We start from the raw sequence: 19,208 nt of genomic DNA, 5'->3' as shown, positions 1-19,208 counted from the left end.
TTTCTTACTCTTAGAATTATATCACAAAAATTTGATATAATTTTACTTAAGGTTTTTAAAAGGGGGTGTCTTCATTGGAATTATCTTATGAGGAACTTAGGGTTAAATGTCCCTTAAATGTTTTTGACTTCAGAACTACCGAAGATATAGAGCCATTGAGTAAAGGCATAATTGGACAGGATAGAGTGGCTAAGGCTGCCCATTTTGGGCTAAGGGTGAAGAGTCCAGGGTATAATCTCTTTTTTGTTGGAATTACAGGTACTGGGAGAACGACTTATGCGAAGAAAATAGCACAGGAGATCGCCCTAACTGAGCCTGTTCCTTCTGATTGGTGTTATGTTTATAACTTTAAAAATCCTTCAAGACCGATAGCTTTATCCTTTCCGGCGGGTAAGGGAAGAGAGTTTAAGAAAGATATTGAGGAGCTTCTTGATGAGCTTAAAGCTAGAATTCCTAAAGCTTTTGAAGGAGAAGAGTTTGAAGCGAGGAAGAGGCTTGTCTTTAAGGAACTTCAGGAGCAAGTTAACGAGCTTATGGAAGCATTAAATAGAGAGGCGGAACTCCTTGGTTTTGCTTTGAAGAGAACTCCAACAGGGTTCATAAATGTTCCATTGGTTGATGGAAGGGAAATGACGCAGGAGGAGTTTAATGCTCTTCCTCTTGAAAAGAAGAAGGAATTAGAAGCAAGATCTCTAGAGCTTCATGAGAGAACGATGCAGATTATGAGAGAGGTTCAAAGATTAGAGAAGGGAGCAAGAGAAAGGATAAAGCGTTTAGAGAAAGAGTTGTGTATTTTTGTTATCGGTGGGTTGTTTAAGGATTTGAAAGAAAAGTATGTGGATCTTCCAAAAGTTGTTGCTTTCCTTGAAGATATGATGGAGGATGTGGTTGAACACCTACATGATTTTCTCATAACTGCTGAAGAGGGGGAACCGCACAAGAAAGCGCCTCCATCATTTGATAAATACAGGGTTAATCTTCTTGTTGATAACTCTCGCCTTGAAGGAGCACCTGTTGTTTTTGAAAGTAACCCTACTTATTACAATCTGGTTGGTAAACTTGAATACGAGCAGAGAATGGGATTCTTAGTCACTGATTTCACTAAAATAAAAGCAGGGGCTATTCATAGGGCTAACGGTGGTTATCTTATACTTAACGTTATAGATGTCTTAAGGAATTTTGGATCATGGGATGCTTTAAAGAGAGTTCTCAAAACAGGGGAAATAAGGGTAGAAAATATAGCAGAACACGTAGGATTAATACCTGTGTCTGGTTTGGTTCCGGAGCCTATACCCGTAAAGGTTAAAGTTTTACTTATTGGATCTCCGTGGATATATCATCTTCTTTCGCTCTTTGATGAAGACTTTAAAAAGCTTTTTAAAATAAAGGTGGACTTTGATGTGGAAATGGAGAGGAATGAAAATAATATAAAAGAAGTTTGTAGGTTTATCTCTTCTTATTGTCGTGAGGAAGGATTACTACATTGTGATAAAACTGCGTTAGCTGCATTGATAGATTATAGTAGTGAGCTTGCTGAAGATCAGAGGAAACTTTCGACAAGATTTAGTGATATTATAACGGTCTTGATTGAGGCTGATGCATGGGCTCGGATGGATGGTAGCAATTACATAGAGGATAAGCATGTTAAAAAGGCTATAGAGGAAAAAATATATCGCGAGAATAGATATGAAGAAAAGTTAAAAGAAATGTTTGCGAGAGATCAGATAATTATAGAAGCGGAAGGAGAGAAGGTCGGACAAATAAATGGGCTTGCTATTCTTAATGTTGGGGACTATTCTTTTGGCAAGCCCAGTAGGATAACAGCTACGGTTCATCTTGGTCAGCGTGGAGTTATAAATATAGAAAGAGAGAGCAGAATGAGCGGGAAAATTCATGATAAAGGTGTTATGATTCTTTCCAACTATATGGCATCCCGATATGCTAAGGATTTTCCTTTAACCCTTTCTGCAAGTATATGCTTTGAACAGCTTTACGAGGGAATCGAAGGAGATAGTGCTTCTGCAGCGGAGCTATATGCTTTACTTTCTGCTATCTCTGGAATTCCATTAAGGCAGGATATAGCTATCACTGGTTCTGTAGATCAGAAGGGTAACATACAACCAATAGGTGGTGTAAACAAGAAAATAGCTGGTTTCTTTGATTTTTGTAGAATAAAGGGATTGACAGGTAGACAAGGTGTAATAATTCCTTATAGAAATAAAGAAAACCTTATGCTAAGGGAAGATATAGTTGAAGCTGTTAAGGAAGGAAAGTTTCACATCTATGCTATAAGGACCATAGATGAGGGTATCGAGATTCTTACAGGTTTGAACCCGCAGAGGTTTCACGAAGAGGTAGAAAAGAAACTCAGGGAGATGGCTGAAACTCTGAGAGAGTGGGGGAGGAAGAAAGTAGAGAAAGAGGAGAAAAGAGAAGAGGAGGAAAAAGATGAAGGGGAGCGAAATAAAGGGATTATCCTCTAGAGTTTGTCAAATTATTTATATTGAAAGTATAGATTCTACACAAGAGGAGGCTAAGAGGCTTTATAGAGAGGGAAAGCTTTGTGATGGAACTATTATATGGGCTGGGGAGCAAACCTGTGGAAGAGGGCGACACGGGAAGAAATGGATTTCTCCCCAAGGAAGGGGTTTGTGGTTTACTTTTGCTTTTAGGCCTAAATTGGAGGGAAACGAACTTAATCTTTTGAGTTTGGTAACAGCTTTGGCTGTAGTTGATGCTCTTAGCGAATTAGGTTTAAATGCCCTGGTTAAATGGCCAAATGATGTTCTTTTATCGGGTAAAAAGGTCTGTGGAATTCTAATAGAAGGATTATTTAATGGTAGAGAACTAGATTATTGTCTTTTAGGGGTAGGTTTGAATCTGAGAGATATTTCCGACGTTCCTGATTCTACTTCTCTTGAAAGTGAGATCGGTTTTCCAGTTAAAGAGGAGGTTATTCTTAGTATTATGATAAATAATATCTTTAGGGAGTTGGAGAGTTTATGGTTCAGGAAGAAAGAAGTTTTGTCTCGCTATAAATCAATTTGTATTAACCTCGGAAGAGAGATCGTTTTTAAAAGGGAAGGTAAGCTTTTTAAAGGGGAAGCTTTAGATATCAACGATGATGGGAGACTGATAGTCAAAGTGGATGATAATCTTGAACTTCTTTGTTCTGAAGTGGTAGAAAGTGTGAGGTGAAGTTTGTGTCTCAAGGAAAGGGAGAACTGATAGTAAAGGCCCAAAATGGTTCTTCTGAAGCATGGAATGAAATAGTAAAGATGTATATGCCTCTTATTAGGTCTATAGTGCAAAGGTATTTTGTTCCAAATATGGATAAAGAAGACCTCCTCCAGGAAGGAATGTTTGGTTTATTTAAAGCAGTTAATTCATTTGATATTCATAAAAATAAAGATTTTGATCTTTTTCTGGAAGTGTGCGTTGAAAGACAACTTATAACTGCCTTAAGACGTGCCACTAGACAAAAAGATATCCCTTCCTCTCATTATGTTCCTTTAGAGGAAAACATAAATATTAATTCTTTATTGAGAGAGGATGAACCGGTTAGCGTATACTATGAGATTGAAAAAAGCTTAAGTGAATTGGAGAGGATGATTCTTAAAAGGTATTTAGAAGGCAAAAGCTATATTGAAATTGCTAAAGAGCTTGGATGTAATTCTAAAGCTGTCGATAACGCTCTCCAACGAGTAAAGAAGAAGCTTAGGAAGATGTTTGATTCTCTTTCTCTCTGATATCTATGATTATTTCTGCAGCCATTCTTGCTGTTTCTGCGCATAGTAAAGAGCATGTTTCAAGACCACCGGCTTTTATCCATTCTATCCTTTCTTGAGAGTTCCAAAAGTTCGGGCTTTTCCCAAAAAGCTCTTCTAGAATTTCTTGACACCTTACATGGTTAAATGTTTCTTTAAACTTTGTGAATAGTTGAGCTCCTATTTTTAGAGCTCTGTCATAGCTTTTAATATCTTGGGGTTTTTGGGGGCCGAAGGCAAGCCCTATAGCTAGTAAAGCTCCTGTCAATGCGCCACATACTTCTCCCATCCTTGCTACACCGCCAGGTAAGGTTGAACAGGCGCTAAAGCAATACTTGAAAGCTTCTTCAGGAGCCAGATTTAAGTGAGCGTTAAGTGCTAGTAAAACTGCGCGTGTGCAGCCGCTATAAGCATGATGGTAAGTATAAGCTGATCGTGCTATAGCGTCGGTGATTTTTTCCTTGGAGGCAGGGGGTACGTTTGGATCCCTATAAATTGATTCGTTTTTCTCCAGCTTTATCCAATCAAGTTTTTTAACCAAGCTAATCACCTCCTTTAGAATTATACAATATTAAGGTGGTGTGTAAAATGTTCTTTAAAAGAGTTTATGCTGTAGTTTTAGCTGGGGGAGAGGGAAAAAGATTCGATAATAGCTTTCCTAAGCAGTTTTTTAAGATTGGTGAAAAAAGCATCTTAGAGTGGGCTGTAGAACCTTTTGAAGTTAGTAAAAGTATTAATGAGATTATTCTTGTTGTAAATGATAAATATATGGATTTTGCAAGAAGTTTATTCAAAGGTCCAAAATATAAAAAGATAAGTAAATTCATTGCTGGTGGGAAAACAAGGCAGGAAAGCTCTCGACTTGGTTTGGAAAACATTTGCGATGAAGATGGGGTTGTTTTAATACATGATGCAGTTCGTCCTTTCGTTTTGGTTGAAGATATAGAAAGACTTATAACAGAGCTTAGATCGTTTAAAGCAGTAACCTTAGCTATACCCGCAAAGGAAACTATAGCTTTTGCCAAAGATCTTGTGGTAGAAAATATTCCTCCTCGTGATAGAATGTTCATTATTCAAACTCCTCAGGGTTTTCATCTTTCTTTAATAAAAGAGGCCCATCGTAAAGCTTTAGAAGATGGATTTATTGAAGCTTCTGACGATTGTAGCTTAATTTTAAGGTATTTTAAGGAGGAGAATATAAGATTGGTTATTGGTAATATATGGAATATAAAAATAACCTATGCTTTTGACTTAAAATTAGCACAAGCTTTACTCTCAGAGGGGCTAATAGGGGGCACCTAACAGTTAGGTGCCCCCTATCAATTTTTATTTAGTTGTGGAAAATTCCTTGTGAAAAACTTTGGTAGCTAGGAGTTTTGTTGCTATTGCATAGATCAATAAAGAGTAGATGATGACCAGAAGAGACGTAGATATAAGTCTCGGAACGATGAGCACAGAGAATGGAACCTTATATATTAAGGTGAGTCCGTAAGTTGTAAGACCTAAGCCTGCCACAATTTCTGTTAATATTATGGATATTATGAGTGAACGAAAAGTAAGTTGTTTTGCACCTAAGGCTTTCAAAAATAGTGGAGGTAGTAGCCCTCTGCATAAGGATGCCAAAGTTATGAAGGGATTGGGAAAGGCAGCACCGAAGGTATTGAACCAGAAGCCTACAATGTCAGCAAGTGCTCCAATTATTGCTCCAACCCATGGGCCAAAGAGTATACCACCGATGTATATGGGAACGGGACCAAAGCCAAGTCTTATGTAAGGTGTTAGCATAAAGCTTGCAAATCGAGTGAGAACAATACTTATAGCTATGAGGATGCTGGCGTGGACCATAGTTGAGGTTGAAAACCTCATACTTAACACCTCCTTTCCTCAAAGATTGGCAGAGACTGCCACATCTTTGAGGTAAAAGAGGCTTATGAAGTAGATGTGGCAGCGGATGCGACATCATAGCGCCGGTGGAAACTACCCACCGTTCATCCAGGGGCAACATCCCATCCCCTGGCACTTAACGTATGATGCCTACTCTGCCAGAATTTAATGATAACATAAAGTCTTAAAAACAGCAATATGATTTTTTCAAAGTGGTGAGGTTTTGGATCGTTTCCTTGACAAAACCCTAGCCCTATATTAAAATTAAGAACGTGTCTAAAAGGGAAAGGGAGGAGATTATTATGTTTGGGAATAAGACATACATACCTAAACCTAAAGAGCTGGAGAGAAAATGGTATATTGTGGATGCCACAGATAAGCCATTAGGTAGGTTAGCTGCGAGGATAGCTTATATATTGAGGGGTAAACACAAGGCTATATATACTCCTTACCTTGATACAGGGGACTATATAATAGTGATTAATGCTGATAAGATTAAACTTACAGGTGAAAAGCTTACTCAAAAGAAGCTTTATAGTCATTCGCCTTATCCGGGGGGGTTGAAAGTTACAACGTATGAGAAGATGCTTCAGAGCGCTCCTGAGAAGATAATAGAGAGAACGGTATGGGGAATGCTTCCTAAGAATAAGTTGGGTAGGAAAATGTTTAAGAAACTTAGGGTTTACAGGGGTTCTGAACATCCTCATCAGGCTCAAAAGCCCCAACCTTTAGAATTGGAGTTTTAAGGGAGGTAGATAGGATTTGGAAAACAGATGGATTTATTATGGGACCGGCAGGAGAAAGACGGCGATTGCTCGGGTTTGGGTTAAGCCAGGTACGGGTAACGTTCTTGTAAATGATCGCAGTCTAGATGAGTATTTTCCAAGAGAAGCGTGGAAGATATACGCTCTTGAGCCTCTTAAGAGCTTGGGAAAAGAAAGGGAGTTTGATATTTATGTAAATGTTAGTGGGGGAGGCTTGTCTGGACAAGCGGGAGCTATAAGGTTAGGCATAGCTCGCGCCCTTCTTCAATATGATCCAAATCTTAAGTCAATATTGAAAGAAAAGGATTTTCTTACAAGAGATTCGAGAATGAAGGAAAGAAAGAAGTATGGAAGGATGAAGGCAAGGAGGCTTTACCAGAGCTCTAAGCGTTAAGCTAAAAATTAAAAGGGGGTTCCCTTTTAAGGGGAACCCCCTTTTAATTTTTTCTGAAGATATTGATCAATAGCTTTTGCTGCTCGTTTTCCTGCTCCCATTGCAGATATTACTGTTGCAGCTCCAGTTACTATATCTCCTCCGGCATAAACTCCGGGTACAGATGTAGCTCCTGTTTCAGGGTCGGCTTCAATGTATCCCCACTTATTTAGTTTGAGCTCTGGAAAGGCTTGGAGTAAAACAGGATTGGGTCCAGTTCCTATAGCAACTACTACTGTGTCCGTCTCAAGTATAAACTCCGATCCAGGGATGGGGCGAGGGCTTCTTCTTCCGCTTTCATCTGGTTCACCAAGCTCCATCTTTATACATTCTACTGCAACCACGTTACCTTTTTCGTCTCCTATGTATCTTATAGGATTCGTTAGAAAGTGAAAGATTATACCTTCCTCTTTCGCTCTTTCTATTTCTTCAATTCTTGCGGGCATTTCTTTTTCGGTTCTTCGATAAATTATCATTGATTGTTCAGCTCCAAGTCTTTTCGCGGTTCTAACCGCGTCCATTGCCACATTTCCTCCACCTATGACAACTACCCTTTTTCCCACTTTGACCGGCGTGTCGTACTCTGGGAAGAGGTAAGCTTTCATAAGGTTTACTCTTGTCAGAAATTCATTGGCGGAGTATATTCCGTTTAAGTTTTCACCAGGAATGTTCATAAACTTCGGTAAGCCAGCACCAGTTCCTATGAACATAGCCTGAAAGCCGTCTTCCCAAAGCTGTTTTATTGTCAGGGTTTTACCAACGATGGCATTGACTTCTATCTTTACACCTAGCATCTTTATATATTCTACTTCCCTGTCTATTATTTTTTTGGGTAAACGAAACTCAGGAATTCCATATCTTAAAACTCCACCGGTATCGTGTAGAGCCTCAAATATTGTAACGTCATAGCCAAGTTTTGCAAGTTCTCCTGCTGCTGTTAATCCTGCAGGCCCAGAACCTATTACAGCTACCTTTATCCCTTTCATAAGGGATAGTTTAGGTTTTTCAACACCTTGTTCTGCTTCCCAATCGGCTACAAAGCGTTCAAGCCTTCCTATGGCTACAGGGTCTCCTATTTTGCTTAATCTACACTCTTTTTCACACTGATCCTCTTGTGGGCAAACTCTTCCACATATAGCAGGAAGAGAGTTATCTTCTTTTATAATTTCTATTGCTTTCTTAAAGTTCCCTTCCTTTATTTCTCTTATAAAGTCTGGTATCTTTATTTCAACAGGACATCCTTTTATACAGGGGGCATCCTTACATTGTAAGCATCTTTTGGCCTCTTCCATGGCTTCTTCAGGTGTATATCCTAAAGGGACTTCGTTAAAGTTTTTTATCCTTTCTTCGACGGGTTGTTCTCTCATAGGTACTTTGGTTTTTCTAACTTTGGACATTTTGGGTTCCTCCTTTCATGGATTTATAGCGTTCCCATGCAATTCTTTCCTCTTCTTTAAACCTTTCGTTTCTTTTTATTAGCTCATCAAAATCTACAAGAGCTCCGTTAAACTCTGGACCGTGAGAACAGGCAAAAAATGTTTTTCCTCCTACAGTGCATCTGCATGCTCCGCACATTCCTGTGCCATCGACCATTATTGGGTTTAACGAAACTATTATTGGTACATTATATTTCACAGCTACGCGGGTTGCGAATTTCATCATTACTAAAGGACCTATAGCCCAGCATTTTTGGATATCTCCGTTAGCCTTGAATACTTCTTCCATTGCCTGCGTTACAAAGCCTTTGAAGCCTTTACTTCCATCATCTGTACACACTATAAGATCGTCGCAAACGTTTCTTACTTTTTCTTCCCAAAATAAGAGTTCAGCGGTTCGAGCTCCTATTATACCTATAACTTTATTTCCGGCTTCTTTTAAAGCACGAGCTATAGGAAATATTGGAGCGATACCTACACCTCCTCCGACTACGAGAACCTTCCCAAACAGCTCTATATCTGATGGATTTCCTAGTGGGCCTACAAGATCTTTTAGATAATCACCTTCTTTAAAGTTAGAAAGTTCATCTGTTGTTTTTCCGGCCACTTGAAAAACTATTGTGATTGTTCCATTCTTAGGGTCAAAATCAGCTATCGTTAAAGGGATTCTTTCGCCTTTTTCATGGGATCTCACTATAACAAATTGACCTGCTTTAGCATTTTTTGCTACGAGAGGGGCTCTTATGATGAACTCAAAAATATTAGGGGCTAATCTCTTACTGCTTAAGATGAGATACATTTCTTCGTTCCTCCCTTCCTTTCTTTAACATATTCTGGGTAAAAGCTCACCTCTTGGTGGGTCAAGTAATCTTAACCCACCGAATCTGGTCTTAACTATGACTCTTCCTTTTCTGTTTTCTCTTATTTCTCCTATGGATATAGCACTAGCTCCTTCTGGAAATTTTTTAAGCTCACTTAAAATTTCTTTCTCCTTTTCTTTTTCAATAACTGCTATAAACCTTCCTTCTGAGGCTAAGTGATAAGGGTCAAACCCGAATATTTCGCAAAAATCAATTACCTCTTTTCTGAAGGGTACTTTATCCTCGTAAATTATTATCTCTCTGTTAATTGTTTTAGCAAGTTCATTTAATGTTGCTGCCAAACCTCCTCTCGTTGGATCTCTCATCCACTTTACTCCTCCTATTTTTAAGATAGCTTCGACGAGCTTAAGTATAGGATTACAATCGCTCTCAAAATCTGGTGGAAGCTCTACTTCGTACCTTTCACCCATAATAGCTAGTGAGTGATCACCTAATGGACCACTAGCTATTATGATATCTCCCGGTGATACTTTTTCTGCTCCTAATCCTGAGTAGAATATTTCCCCTAATCCGCTTGTAATAATAAAGATTTCATCAATTTCTCCTTTAGCTACGACTTTGAAATCACCTGTGATTATAGGGGCGTTTATCTCTTTTGAAACTTTTGCCATTGATAGAACGATCCTCTCAAGTTTTTCTGTTGGGAAGCCATCCTCTACAATTATTGAAACAGCGATAGCTTTTGGTTTCGCTCCGCATACAGCAAGGTCATTTACAGTTCCAGATATTGAGAGTTTACCTATGTCTCCTCCTCTAAAGAAGATAGGTTTTACCGTATATCCATCTATTGTCAAAGCTAAACCGTTCATCCTTCCGCTATCTTCTAGTTTTTCTAAGATCGGGTTTCTAAAGGCTGGCAAAAAAAGATTTTCTATTATTTCTCTTGTTTTTTCGCCTCCGCTACCGTGGGCTAATTTAATCATCTTCTATACGACCTCCATATCTATAGTAGGCTGCACAGCTTCCCTCGCTTGAGATCATGCATGGTCCTATTGGGTGTTCAGGAGTGCAGGCTTTCCCAAAAAGCAGGCATTCATAGGGATATATATAGCCTTTAAGAACATCACCGCACTTACATCCTACTTTTTCTTGAATGCTATCTTCTTTTAATTTGAAGATAATCTTTGCGTTAAATTCAGAAAAGTCGTCTTTTAATTTTAATCCGCTTTTTGGTATGGTTCCCAATCCTCGCCATTCGCTATCCTCTTCTTCGAAGACTTCATAAAGTAATTCTTGTGCTATTTTGTTCCCATCTTCTTTAACTACATGTTTATAAGCATTGAAAACTTCGTATCTTTCATTTTCTGCCATTTCTATAAGCTTTGTCATAGCAAAGATAATTTCTTCTGCTTCAAATCCAGATATTACACATGGTATCTTGTATTTCTCTGCTATTTTCTTATAGCTTTTAGCTCCTATTATGGTGCTTACATGGCCTGGGCAAAGAAAGCCGTTTAGTCTTCCTTCAGAAGCTAATATTTCTAGAGCGGGGGGAACCAACTTATGAAAGGAAGCCAAAAAGAAGTTTCTGAGGTTTCTTTTTTTTGCTTCCTTTATGGCCCATGCGCTTGCAGGGGCTGTTGTTTCAAATCCCACCCCTAAAAATATAACTTTTAGATCCCTTTCTTTATCTGCTAATGCAACAGCCTCGGTTATGCTGTATACGCTTAAGATTTTTCCCCCTTTTGCCCTTGCATCAGCAAGGGTTCCATTGGGGCCAGGGACCTTCATCATGTCTCCGTAAGTTGCAATCAAAAACTTGCTGTTGCTTAGAGCTAGATCTATTCCTATCTTTATCGCAGAAGCAGGAGTTACACACACTGGACAACCAGGTCCGCTTCTAAGTTCTACATTTTTTGGGAAAATGCTTCTTAGACCGAATTTACATATGTTAACTGTATGGGTTCCGCATACTTCCATAAACTTTAAAGGCTTTTTAACTCTGATATTTTTCAATCTCTCTCCAAGCGTCAAGAATTTCCTTTGCCTCCTCTATGTTGAGTTTTTCTATAGCGAATCCCGCATGGACAAGGACAAAATCTCCGACCTCAACGTTTTCAAGCAAATCGAGGCGGATTTTCTTTCTAATTCCTCCTATTTCGGTTAAGGCCTCATTTCCATCTATCTCAATTACCTTATGAGGTATAGCAAGACACACTTTTTAAATCTCTCCTTTCTTTATTTTGGCTGCACATATGGCAAGTTGACCGACAGCTATCCCTTGGTCATTTGTAGGGACTTCTTTATGATGATAAACCTTAAAACCCATTTTAGTCAAGTTTTCTATAGTTTTCCTGAATATGATTTGATTTTGAAACACACCGCCGCTTAAAACAACGTCGTTTATTCCGGTTATATTCTTTACAAGTTCTGTAGCTTCTGATAAGCTATTCACAATATAATTATGAAATTTCATTGCACATATTTCTAATGGTACGCCCTTCATCATATCATGTGTAAGTTCATTCCACATTTTTCCCCAATTTAACAGGATTTTCTTATTAGACATTAAGATTTCGGTACTATAGGAGCTTTTCTCGTTTTCATCGGCAACTCCCTCAAGCTCTATAGCTGCTTGAGCTTCATAGGTTATTTCTCTTCTTATTCCTAAGAATGCGGATACTGCATCAAAAAGTCTTCCGCATCCAGAGGATAGGGGGGAGTTTATTCCTAAACTTAGCATTTTAATGATACTTTGAGCTTTTTCCTCCTTTATAAGATTTTCTCTTCCTATCGTTTTAAGATAGCTTAAAGCTACTCTCCAGGGTTCTTTTATAGCCTTGTCGCCACCAGGAAGTGGAATAGGTTTAAAATGAGCTATTCTTTCAAAGTTAAGTAGATCTCCTACAAGTATTTCTCCGCCCCAGATAGTTTCGTCTTCTCCATATCCTGTGCCATCAAGTATTATACCTATTACTTTATTTTTTAGACCATTTTCCCACATACAGCTTGCTAAGTGGGCATGATGGTGTTGAACTTTCAATATCGGCAGGCCTGTTTTCTCAGCATATTTTGTTGAAAGGTAAAGGGGATGGAGATCACAAACTACATATTTTGGACTTACGTTAAATAGGTTTTTAAATCTTTCTATTAATAATTCATACCTCTCAAGCGTTTCTAAGTCCTTGAGATCTCCTATATATTGACTTAATATTATGGTGTTGTCCCTGCTTAATGCAAAGGAGGACTTTTCTTCTCCCCCACATGCTAGGATTGGGGGAAGTTCTTCATCTCCAACTAAGGGTAAGGGGGTGTACCCTCTTGCTCTTCTTATTATTGAACTATTGATTACTATAGAGTCATCACAGGGGGTAAAAATATCTCTGTTGTGAACCAAGAAAAAGTCTGCTATTTGGTTGAGCTTAGTTAGAGCTTCATCATTTTCATGTATTATTGGTTCATCTGAGAGATTGCCGCTTGTCATTATAAGCGCTTGAAACTCCTTAGTAATAAGATAATGTATAGGAGTGTAAGGAAGCATGAAACCAAGGTACTTGTTATTTGGTGCAATTTCTTCGGGTAATGAGGATAAAGATCTTTTTCTTAGTAGGACTATAGGTTTACTTGGGCTTAGAAGAATCTTTTTTTCTTCTTCAGTTGCGAGCGCAAATTTTAAGATTCTATCCATATCAAAAGCCATTAGGGCAAAAGGCTTATGTGGTCTTTTCTTTCTTTTTCTAAGTTCAATAATGGCTTTTTTGTTCAGTGCATCTACTGCTAGATGAAATCCGCCAAGACCCTTTATCGCTACTATTTTCCCATCTTTAAGCAATTTAATTGTATTTTCTATGGGATCTCCATATACTACTTTTCCATTTTTATCTAAAAGGCTTAGGCTGGGTCCGCATATGGGACACGCGTTTGGTTGAGCATGAAATCTTCTATCCTCGATATTATAATATTCTCTTTCACAATCTTTACACATTTTAAAGGTTCTCATGGTTGTTTTTTCCCTATCGTAAGGAATATCCATTATTATAGTGAATCTAGGGCCACAGTTGGTGCAATTTATAAAGGGGTATTTATACCTCCTATCTGCAGGATTGAAGAGTTCTCTTAGACAATCATCACACGTTCCTACGTCTGGCGGTATCCATAAATTGTTTTTATTTATTGATTCTCTTTTTTCGCTTTTAAGGATTTTAAAGGGAGGTTTAGCATCCTTAAAATCTTCTTCTTTAATTTTCTCTATCTTTACGATTTTGGATAAGGGGGGAGAAGAGTTTATTAACTCGCTAAGAAATGTGTTTAATACTTCCTCTTCTCCTATGATTTCTATCTCAACACATTCACTTGTATTTTTAACCCATCCTCCCAAGGATAGGGAATTTGCAAGTTTTGAAACAAAGGGGCGGAACCCCACCCCTTGAACCACACCATATATCTTAAATTCTATTCTTTTCATCTTCATTAGTTTTCCTTGAGTTTTTTGGCTATTTTAGCAGCTAAGGCTGCGTTTGATAATATTATACTCGCATTGACTTCAATACTCTTCCCTTTGCTTAATTGAGCTAGTTTGCCTAGTAGGTATGGTGTTAAAGCTTTTCCCCTTATATTTAAAACTTTTGCTTCTTCAATTGCTTCCTTAAAAAGTGTTTCAAACTCTGTTTTATCCCAAGCTTCTTTAGGCGGTGGATTAGTTACAAGTATGCTCTTATTTATACCAAGCTTTTTAGATATTTCATATATTTGTACTATTTCTCCTGCTGAATCGGCGCTTATTTCAAGTCTTATTCCACTATGCCTGAAGTAGAAGGCTGGTAGCTCATTGGTCTTGTAACCTATAACTATTACTCCTAAAGTTTCTAGAAGTTCTAATGTAGCTTCAAGGTTAAGAATTGCTTTTGGACCAGAGCAGACTACTATGCCCGATCCTTCAGATAGAACCTTAATGTCATTTGATATGTCTAAGCTCTGATCTATGTTTCTATGTACTCCTCCTATTCCACCTGTTGCAATAACTTCTATACCAACTTTCCTCGCACACCAGAGCGTTGCACCACTTGTTAATGCTCCGTTTTCCCTTCTTGCTATTGTTACGGGTATATCTCTTAATCCTACTTTGTTAACACTGTTTTTGTTTGCTAAAATACGAATCTCATCTTCAGTGATGCCTACCTTTATTACTCCTCTTATAATTGCTATTGTGGCTGGAACAGCATCATGTTCTCTTATTACTTTTTCTGCAAGCAAAGCTATCTCTATGTTTTGTGGATAAGGAAATCCATGAGTTATAAGGTTAGATTCCAGAGCTACTACAGGCTTTCCTAATTCTAACGCTTCCCTTATTTCGTCTCTTAACTCCCAGATAGTAGTCTCACCTCCTTTTCTTGCTTTTATTGTACAATGAGTAGTATAATATAGCAAGTCATGGCTACTCTAGCTTTCCTTATATTTATTGCGGTTTTAGGGGTTGGAATAGTTATCCCTGTTTTGCCAATATATGCTACAGAGTTCGGAGCCACAGGCTTAGAGGTAGGTATCGTTTTTTCTATACTGTCTCTGTCAAGATTAATAGGGGTTATTTTTGTAGGTAGTGTTGCTGATAGGTATGGAAAGAAGAAGTTTATAGTTTTCGGATTATTAATATATTTGCTTTCTTCTGTTTTATATGTTTATGCAAAAACCTTACTTGATTTGATAGGTATAAGGTTGCTTCAAGGTTTAGGTTCTTCCATGATAGTTCCTCTTGCTATGGCCTATATTGGCGAAATGTCACCTGTTGGTAAGGAAGGGTTATATATGGGTATAGCAAACACTGCTTTCTTTCTCGGGCTTAGCGGTGGGCCTTTCATAAGTGGATTGTTGGTTAAGAAGTGGGGTATAAATGCAGCTTTCTGGGGAATGACATCTTTTACCGCTATAGCTTTGGTACTTGCTATGTTTTTTGTTCCTTCTTCGAATAATTCCTTTACAAAATCTAAGGATATGGATTTACTAGCAATTCTTAAGCTTATTTTTAGGGAAAAAACCTATTTTAGCTTATGTTTTATTGGTTTTGCTATGGACATAAGTAGAGCAATTCTTATGACCTTCTTTCCTCTAATAGCTCACCTAAAGGGAATAGAGTACGATGAAATCGGAATTATAGTCGGAATTTTTCTTGGGGTTACTGCTTTAGTTCAGGGCCCATTAGGAAGACTTACAGATAAATTTTCTAAGAAAAAGATAATACTTATTGCCAATATACTTTATAGCATTTTAATGTTCTTGGTTCCTTACTTTAATAGTTATCATGTCTTGCTTTTTGTTATGTTGATCATAGGAATTACAGCAGGAGCCGCCTATCCTGCTTTGGCAGCTATTATGACTGAGCTTGGCAGAAACAAAGGTATGGCAAAAACCATGTCTTTGCTTCAAATAGCTAATAGCGCAGGTATGTTCGTTGGACCCATAATATCCGGAAAAGCTCAAGATCTTTTTGGCTTGTCCGCTCCCTTTGTAGTTAGTTCCATTTTTATAGTTTTGGGAATCTTTCTGGTTTTAACCACTCATGAGCTTAGTTATAATAAAAGCCACTCCTCCAAAGCTTAAAAGTATCAAAAGTAAGTTAATAAAAGTTTTCGTATTTACACTGGACATCTTATTTTCTATTCCATTTAATTTTATATGAAGGGAATTAATCTGCTCTACTAATTTTTCTCCGTTTTCTCTTAAATGAGTTTGAATGTCCAGCTTTTGCGCTTCTAGTTCGCTTTTCATCTTGGATAGTGTATCTTTCGTTTCCTTTGATACCTCTCTAAATAGTTCTTCCATTATACTTAGCCTTTCGTTTACTCTTGTAGATATTTTGGTTTCAAATTCGCTTATGGCTTTCTGAATGTTTGCTGAGAGGTTTTCTATGCTTTTAAGCTCGTTACTTAGTGAGATTTTCATTTCCTCTTTATATGCTTCAATTTTTCTTGTTATCTCACTTATAGGAGTTTTAATGTCTATTTTTTGTAGGGTTTCTGTAATTTCGTTTTGAACCCTGTCTAGAATATGATTAAGCGACTCTTCTATTTTGGAGAAGCTCTTTTCTACTTTTTCCTTTGTATCTTCACTGCTTTTTTTAAGGTTTAATGTAGTTTCCTTTATTCCATTAGTGGCTTCCTTTGCCGAGCTTAATATTTCTTCCTTTAGAATTCTATAATCTGCTTTTAGCTCACTAGCTAAGGCACTTATTTCTCTCCTAAAGCCCTCGAAACTTGCTTCTAACCGAGCTGAAAGTAAAGTAAACTCATCTCTTAATAGTCTGTACTCTATTGATGGTCTTAAAGTTTCCTGGATAAGCTCACGAAATTCATCAGTTGGAAGAATTTCTTTTAGTGTTCTAATCACTAATTCTCTTGTTTCTTTAGTAGGTTTTGTTTCCTCAACTTTGGCAAGTTCATTAAGTGTTTCCCTTTCTTCCATCTTCTTTCCCTCCTTATAGTGATTTACTTCAATCTAATTATATCAAACTTATTTGTTAATATCTTTCCATATCTTTGGATGGGGTGGTAAAATGTTTTATGCGAGTTTATTTGTAATTTATAAGGAGGTCGCTTTCTATGATTAGAAGAAGATGCTCTGGATGCAAGTATTTTGTTCCTGAAGATCTTCCCTGGGGTGAGGAAAGTCTTGGTTTAGGTTATGGGACCTGTAGGTTAAGGGAGATTTCTGTTAAAGGGAGCGATAGTTGTTCATCTTGGGCTCCCAAACATCGTTTAGGTGAGGAGGAATAAAAGGAGGTGATATGTTATTGAAAATAGCTATCAGTGCTTTAGGAGATAGTTTAGAATCCATTGCATCTCTTGATTTTTGTAGAGCACCTTACTTTATAATTTATGAGATCGAGAAAGATAACTATGAAAGTATGCCTAACTTGTACTCAGACATTAAAAGGAGTGTGGGAGTTCAGGTAGCTCAGTTTCTTGTAGATAAAGGGGTTAAAATAGTAATAAGTGATGGTTTTGATCCTTGGGTATACCAATTTTTCAAGTTTTATGGAGTAGAGCTTTTCAAAGCTTTGCCCATAAAGGTTAGAGAGATTGTAGAGAGATTCAGATTAGGGGAGTTAAAAAGATGGGAACCTGAGTTGGGGAGCTTTTTTAAGACTTTCTTTGCGTCTTTTTATCCACCCTTTGGATGGTTTTTTAGCTGGGGAAGTCCTTTCGATTGGAAAACAATGAGGATAGCTCAGCTTGAGGCAATGATAAACGCTCTTGAAGCCCAGATAGCCTTGCTTAAGAGAGAGCTTGAAAACCTTAAAAGAGAGGAAAGATGATGTAGGACAATAGTCACTATCAATAGACTTTAAAGATGGTTATACTTATAAGTGCCCAAAAGTCAGCATAGCGGAGGGATAAGGTTGGAAAAGCTTAACTTGCGTAACTTATTACGTTTGTTTTATAGATATGCGGTCGATTTCATACCTGTTATCGGAAAAGGTAGAGAAATTAAAGGTGCTTTACTTAAAAGTAAAGTTGTTAGTCTAACTGGTAGAGATCTCAAGGATCTGGATCAAATTGTGACAAAAGAACTTATTTCTTTTCTTATGAATGATATAAATGAAGTTAAGGGGTTTTTACCTGAGCTTCTTAATGGTAAGGATGTTAAAGTTCCTGTTGTAACTTTAGAGGGGGAATTGTATGGTTTCTGGAGTGCTTTGGAGTTTATGGAATTTTTAGGTGGGAAAAGAGGTTTGTCTCTATCCTTAATAGCTGACCTGTTAGAAAATTTGCCTTTTGCTTTGGGTATATTTAATGATGCAGAGGAGCTGATTTATTCTAATGCTCTCTTTAGAGAAATAATTAAAGATGATCGGATGAAAAACTGGCATATTGATAAAATTGAGAGAAGCAAGGGGCTTTCTTTTCGAGAAGAGATAGAGCTTTCTTTGGGAGGTAAAAAATTAGAAGGATTACTAATTCCTTTACGTAGTGGTGAACATGTTAATGGATGGGCTTTTTTGTGGGAAGATGTTACTGAGCTTGAGAATCTGTTATCTAAGGCTTCTAAGCTTGCCGCTATTCAGAGATGTTTTGAAAGAGTTTTCGATTTTATAGGTGAAGGAATCTGGTATGTAGATTCTAGAGGTAAGATACTTTTTTGCAATTCAGTTTTTGAAGAGCTTTTCGGTATAAAATCTCCTGTAAATAGGTTTGCTTGGGAAATATTTGGCGATTCTTGGTCCAAATATCCTATATATAAGAGCTTAAATAGTGGTAAGGATGCTATAGGTCAGGACATCATGGAGAGTGTTAAGGGGAAAAAGTTTTGTCTGAAGAGGATTGCTTTTCCGATCAAGGTTTTTGATGAAGTAATTGGTGCAGTGGAGATACTTTCTCTTCAATCTTTATTTAAATTTCCTGACATGGAAGATTGGATAAACTTGGGAAAAATTTCAGAAGAATCCCTTTTGCTAGGAATTGAAGCTTTTAAGGAAGGTAGTTTATTTATTTGGGGGCCAAAAGGCACTGGTAAAACTCATCTTGCTCTTAAAATATTGGAAGGAAGTGAAGATGTTATTTTTATAAATTCCAGTCCTTTCCCTGAAGAATTAAAGGATGGTAGCATTGTTTTTGTGGAGAACTTGGATTCTTTTGATGAAGATAGTAAAGTTTGTTTAGTTAAGCTAATTAAGACGCATAAGAGTATAGTTACTTCTAGGCTTCCGTTGAGTTACTTTTCAGCTTTTTTAAGAGATTGCTTTAAAGGAGTTATATACCTTCCTCCCTTGTCACAGAGATGGGAAGAAGCAGAGAAATTTTTGAAGAGCAAATTCCCTGAGCTTACTTTAGAAAGTAGTATTCTGAATAAATTAAAGGGAATTGATTTAAAAGAAAATTTTAGAGATCTTTTAAAGATAGTCCAGAATAGTTTCGCTGTTGATCGATTATCAGATGGTTTTTGGAGTAGCGGTTTTACATTAAAAGAAGCTTTGGAGGAAAAGGAGCGAGAGATAATAAAAGAGGCTTTTTCTTTCTGTGGAAGTAATATAAGTAAGACAGCAAAGCTTCTTGGTATACCTAGGCAGACCCTTCAGTATAAGCTTAAGAAATTTAAAATAAAGGAGTGAA

General features: G+C 37.5%; 20 protein-coding genes and 1 riboswitch. Of the genes, 10 read left to right on the top strand and 10 right to left on the bottom strand.

All coding sequences use genetic code 11. The features are described from left to right. The first annotated feature begins 65 nt into the window (after positions 1-65). The 3 genes from NZ900_04125 to NZ900_04115 are packed head-to-tail and all read left to right on the top strand — an operon-like array spanning position 66 to position 3,749. Positions 66-2,483 (top strand): AAA family ATPase, encoded by a 2,418-nt coding sequence (locus NZ900_04125; GenBank protein MCS7233283.1) that lies wholly within the window; start codon positions 66-68, stop codon positions 2,481-2,483. After that, complete coding sequence (locus tag NZ900_04120; GenBank protein MCS7233282.1) at positions 2,449-3,198, top strand: biotin--[acetyl-CoA-carboxylase] ligase; 750 nt, start codon at positions 2,449-2,451, stop codon at positions 3,196-3,198. The genes NZ900_04125 and NZ900_04120 overlap by 35 nt, the downstream gene beginning before the upstream one ends. 5 nt (positions 3,199-3,203) lie before the next feature. Next, positions 3,204-3,749 carry a sigma-70 family RNA polymerase sigma factor gene (locus tag NZ900_04115; protein MCS7233281.1) on the top strand — a complete coding sequence of 182 codons (546 nt, stop codon included), beginning with the start codon at positions 3,204-3,206 and terminating at the stop codon, positions 3,747-3,749. Here NZ900_04115 and NZ900_04110 read toward each other — a convergent pair. Then, complete coding sequence (locus NZ900_04110; GenBank protein MCS7233280.1) at positions 3,718-4,308, bottom strand: C-GCAxxG-C-C family protein; 591 nt, start codon at positions 4,306-4,308, stop codon at positions 3,718-3,720. The genes NZ900_04115 and NZ900_04110 overlap by 32 nt on opposite strands. A gap of 47 nt (positions 4,309-4,355) precedes the next feature. Here NZ900_04110 and ispD point away from each other — a divergent pair, with 47 nt between their 5' ends. Continuing rightward, positions 4,356-5,069, top strand: a complete 714-nt coding sequence (ispD, locus tag NZ900_04105) for a 2-C-methyl-D-erythritol 4-phosphate cytidylyltransferase (GenBank protein ID MCS7233279.1) — start codon at positions 4,356-4,358, stop codon at positions 5,067-5,069. Between the two features lie 24 nt (positions 5,070-5,093). Here ispD and NZ900_04100 read toward each other — a convergent pair whose 3' ends face one another. Beyond that, on the bottom strand, positions 5,094-5,633 hold the full coding sequence (locus NZ900_04100; GenBank protein ID MCS7233278.1) for a folate family ECF transporter S component: 540 nt from the start codon (positions 5,631-5,633) through the stop codon (positions 5,094-5,096). A gap of 77 nt (positions 5,634-5,710) precedes the next feature. Beyond that, a riboswitch (THF riboswitch) is annotated at positions 5,711-5,811 on the bottom strand. A 142-nt stretch (positions 5,812-5,953) separates the two neighbouring features. Here NZ900_04100 and rplM point away from each other — a divergent pair. Beyond that, positions 5,954-6,397 carry a 50S ribosomal protein L13 gene (gene rplM / locus NZ900_04095; GenBank protein MCS7233277.1) on the top strand — a complete coding sequence of 148 codons (444 nt, stop codon included), beginning with the start codon at positions 5,954-5,956 and terminating at the stop codon, positions 6,395-6,397. 16 nt (positions 6,398-6,413) lie between these two features. Then, a complete protein-coding gene (rpsI, locus tag NZ900_04090) occupies positions 6,414-6,809 on the top strand; it encodes a 30S ribosomal protein S9 (GenBank protein ID MCS7233276.1) in 396 nt (131 codons plus the stop codon). Positions 6,810-6,835: 26 nt separating this feature from the next. On the opposite strand, the gene gltA is transcribed toward rpsI, so the two are convergent. From gltA to NZ900_04055, 7 genes are read right to left on the bottom strand one after another with little or no spacing between them, the layout of a single operon-like run. After that, positions 6,836-8,245: an NADPH-dependent glutamate synthase gene (gene gltA, locus NZ900_04085; GenBank protein MCS7233275.1), complete on the bottom strand. Its 1,410-nt coding sequence runs from the start codon at positions 8,243-8,245 to the stop codon at positions 6,836-6,838. Next, positions 8,232-9,083: a sulfide/dihydroorotate dehydrogenase-like FAD/NAD-binding protein gene (locus NZ900_04080; GenBank protein ID MCS7233274.1), complete on the bottom strand. Its 852-nt coding sequence runs from the start codon at positions 9,081-9,083 to the stop codon at positions 8,232-8,234. Before NZ900_04080 ends, gltA begins: the two co-directional genes overlap by 14 nt. 24 nt (positions 9,084-9,107) lie before the next feature. Further along, positions 9,108-10,088: a hydrogenase expression/formation protein HypE gene (hypE, locus tag NZ900_04075; protein MCS7233273.1), complete on the bottom strand. Its 981-nt coding sequence runs from the start codon at positions 10,086-10,088 to the stop codon at positions 9,108-9,110. Next, positions 10,081-11,139 (bottom strand): hydrogenase formation protein HypD, encoded by a 1,059-nt coding sequence (gene hypD / locus NZ900_04070; protein ID MCS7233272.1) that lies wholly within the window; start codon positions 11,137-11,139, stop codon positions 10,081-10,083. The genes hypE and hypD overlap by 8 nt, the downstream gene beginning before the upstream one ends. Beyond that, entirely contained in the window at positions 11,102-11,323 is a 222-nt protein-coding gene (locus NZ900_04065; GenBank protein MCS7233271.1) for a HypC/HybG/HupF family hydrogenase formation chaperone, read from the bottom strand. The genes hypD and NZ900_04065 overlap by 38 nt, the downstream gene beginning before the upstream one ends. Before the next feature lie 3 nt (positions 11,324-11,326). After that, positions 11,327-13,570, bottom strand: coding sequence for a carbamoyltransferase HypF (gene hypF / locus NZ900_04060; GenBank protein ID MCS7233270.1), 2,244 nt, complete (start codon positions 13,568-13,570; stop codon positions 11,327-11,329). A gap of 5 nt (positions 13,571-13,575) precedes the next feature. Continuing rightward, entirely contained in the window at positions 13,576-14,532 is a 957-nt protein-coding gene (locus NZ900_04055) for a pseudouridine-5'-phosphate glycosidase (protein ID MCS7233269.1), read from the bottom strand. 3 nt (positions 14,533-14,535) lie between these two features. Here NZ900_04055 and NZ900_04050 point away from each other — a divergent pair, with 3 nt between their 5' ends. Then, positions 14,536-15,699, top strand: a complete 1,164-nt coding sequence (locus tag NZ900_04050) for an MFS transporter (GenBank protein ID MCS7233268.1) — start codon at positions 14,536-14,538, stop codon at positions 15,697-15,699. On the opposite strand, the gene NZ900_04045 is transcribed toward NZ900_04050, so the two are convergent. Next, positions 15,649-16,560 (bottom strand): hypothetical protein, encoded by a 912-nt coding sequence (locus tag NZ900_04045; GenBank protein MCS7233267.1) that lies wholly within the window; start codon positions 16,558-16,560, stop codon positions 15,649-15,651. The two genes, NZ900_04050 and NZ900_04045, sit on opposite strands and share 51 nt — an antisense overlap. 137 nt (positions 16,561-16,697) lie before the next feature. Here NZ900_04045 and NZ900_04040 point away from each other — a divergent pair, with 137 nt between their 5' ends. The 3 genes from NZ900_04040 (at position 16,698) to NZ900_04030 (ending at position 19,207) form a co-directional block, all read left to right on the top strand. Beyond that, the gene (locus tag NZ900_04040) at positions 16,698-16,871 is read left to right on the top strand and encodes a hypothetical protein (protein ID MCS7233266.1); all 174 of its coding nucleotides are present in this window, start codon (positions 16,698-16,700) and stop codon (positions 16,869-16,871) included. Positions 16,872-16,888: 17 nt separating this feature from the next. Next, complete coding sequence (locus tag NZ900_04035) at positions 16,889-17,413, top strand: hypothetical protein (GenBank protein MCS7233265.1); 525 nt, start codon at positions 16,889-16,891, stop codon at positions 17,411-17,413. A gap of 84 nt (positions 17,414-17,497) precedes the next feature. Further along, a complete protein-coding gene (locus tag NZ900_04030) occupies positions 17,498-19,207 on the top strand; it encodes a PAS domain-containing protein (protein MCS7233264.1) in 1,710 nt (569 codons plus the stop codon). Position 19,208: the final 1 nt, after the last annotated feature.

The sequence above is a fragment of the Synergistota bacterium genome, from assembly GCA_025060595.1.
Taxonomy (GTDB): domain Bacteria; phylum Synergistota; class GBS-1; order GBS-1; family GBS-1; genus 42-11.
This window is presented reverse-complemented; position numbering and strand designations above follow the sequence as displayed.

Coding starts and splice junctions, on each gene's coding strand:
- ispD (MCS7233279.1), top strand. CDS start 4,356: ATGTTCTTTAAAAGAGTTTATGCTGTAGTTTTAGCTGGGGGAGAGGGA.
- gltA (MCS7233275.1), bottom strand. CDS start 8,245: ATGTCCAAAGTTAGAAAAACCAAAGTACCTATGAGAGAACAACCCGTC.
- NZ900_04050 (MCS7233268.1), top strand. CDS start 14,536: ATGGCTACTCTAGCTTTCCTTATATTTATTGCGGTTTTAGGGGTTGGA.
- NZ900_04100 (MCS7233278.1), bottom strand. CDS start 5,633: ATGAGGTTTTCAACCTCAACTATGGTCCACGCCAGCATCCTCATAGCT.
- hypF (MCS7233270.1), bottom strand. CDS start 13,570: ATGAAAAGAATAGAATTTAAGATATATGGTGTGGTTCAAGGGGTGGGG.
- NZ900_04080 (MCS7233274.1), bottom strand. CDS start 9,083: ATGTATCTCATCTTAAGCAGTAAGAGATTAGCCCCTAATATTTTTGAG.
- rplM (MCS7233277.1), top strand. CDS start 5,954: ATGTTTGGGAATAAGACATACATACCTAAACCTAAAGAGCTGGAGAGA.
- NZ900_04120 (MCS7233282.1), top strand. CDS start 2,449: ATGAAGGGGAGCGAAATAAAGGGATTATCCTCTAGAGTTTGTCAAATT.
- hypE (MCS7233273.1), bottom strand. CDS start 10,088: ATGATTAAATTAGCCCACGGTAGCGGAGGCGAAAAAACAAGAGAAATA.
- NZ900_04040 (MCS7233266.1), top strand. CDS start 16,698: ATGATTAGAAGAAGATGCTCTGGATGCAAGTATTTTGTTCCTGAAGAT.
- NZ900_04045 (MCS7233267.1), bottom strand. CDS start 16,560: ATGGAAGAAAGGGAAACACTTAATGAACTTGCCAAAGTTGAGGAAACA.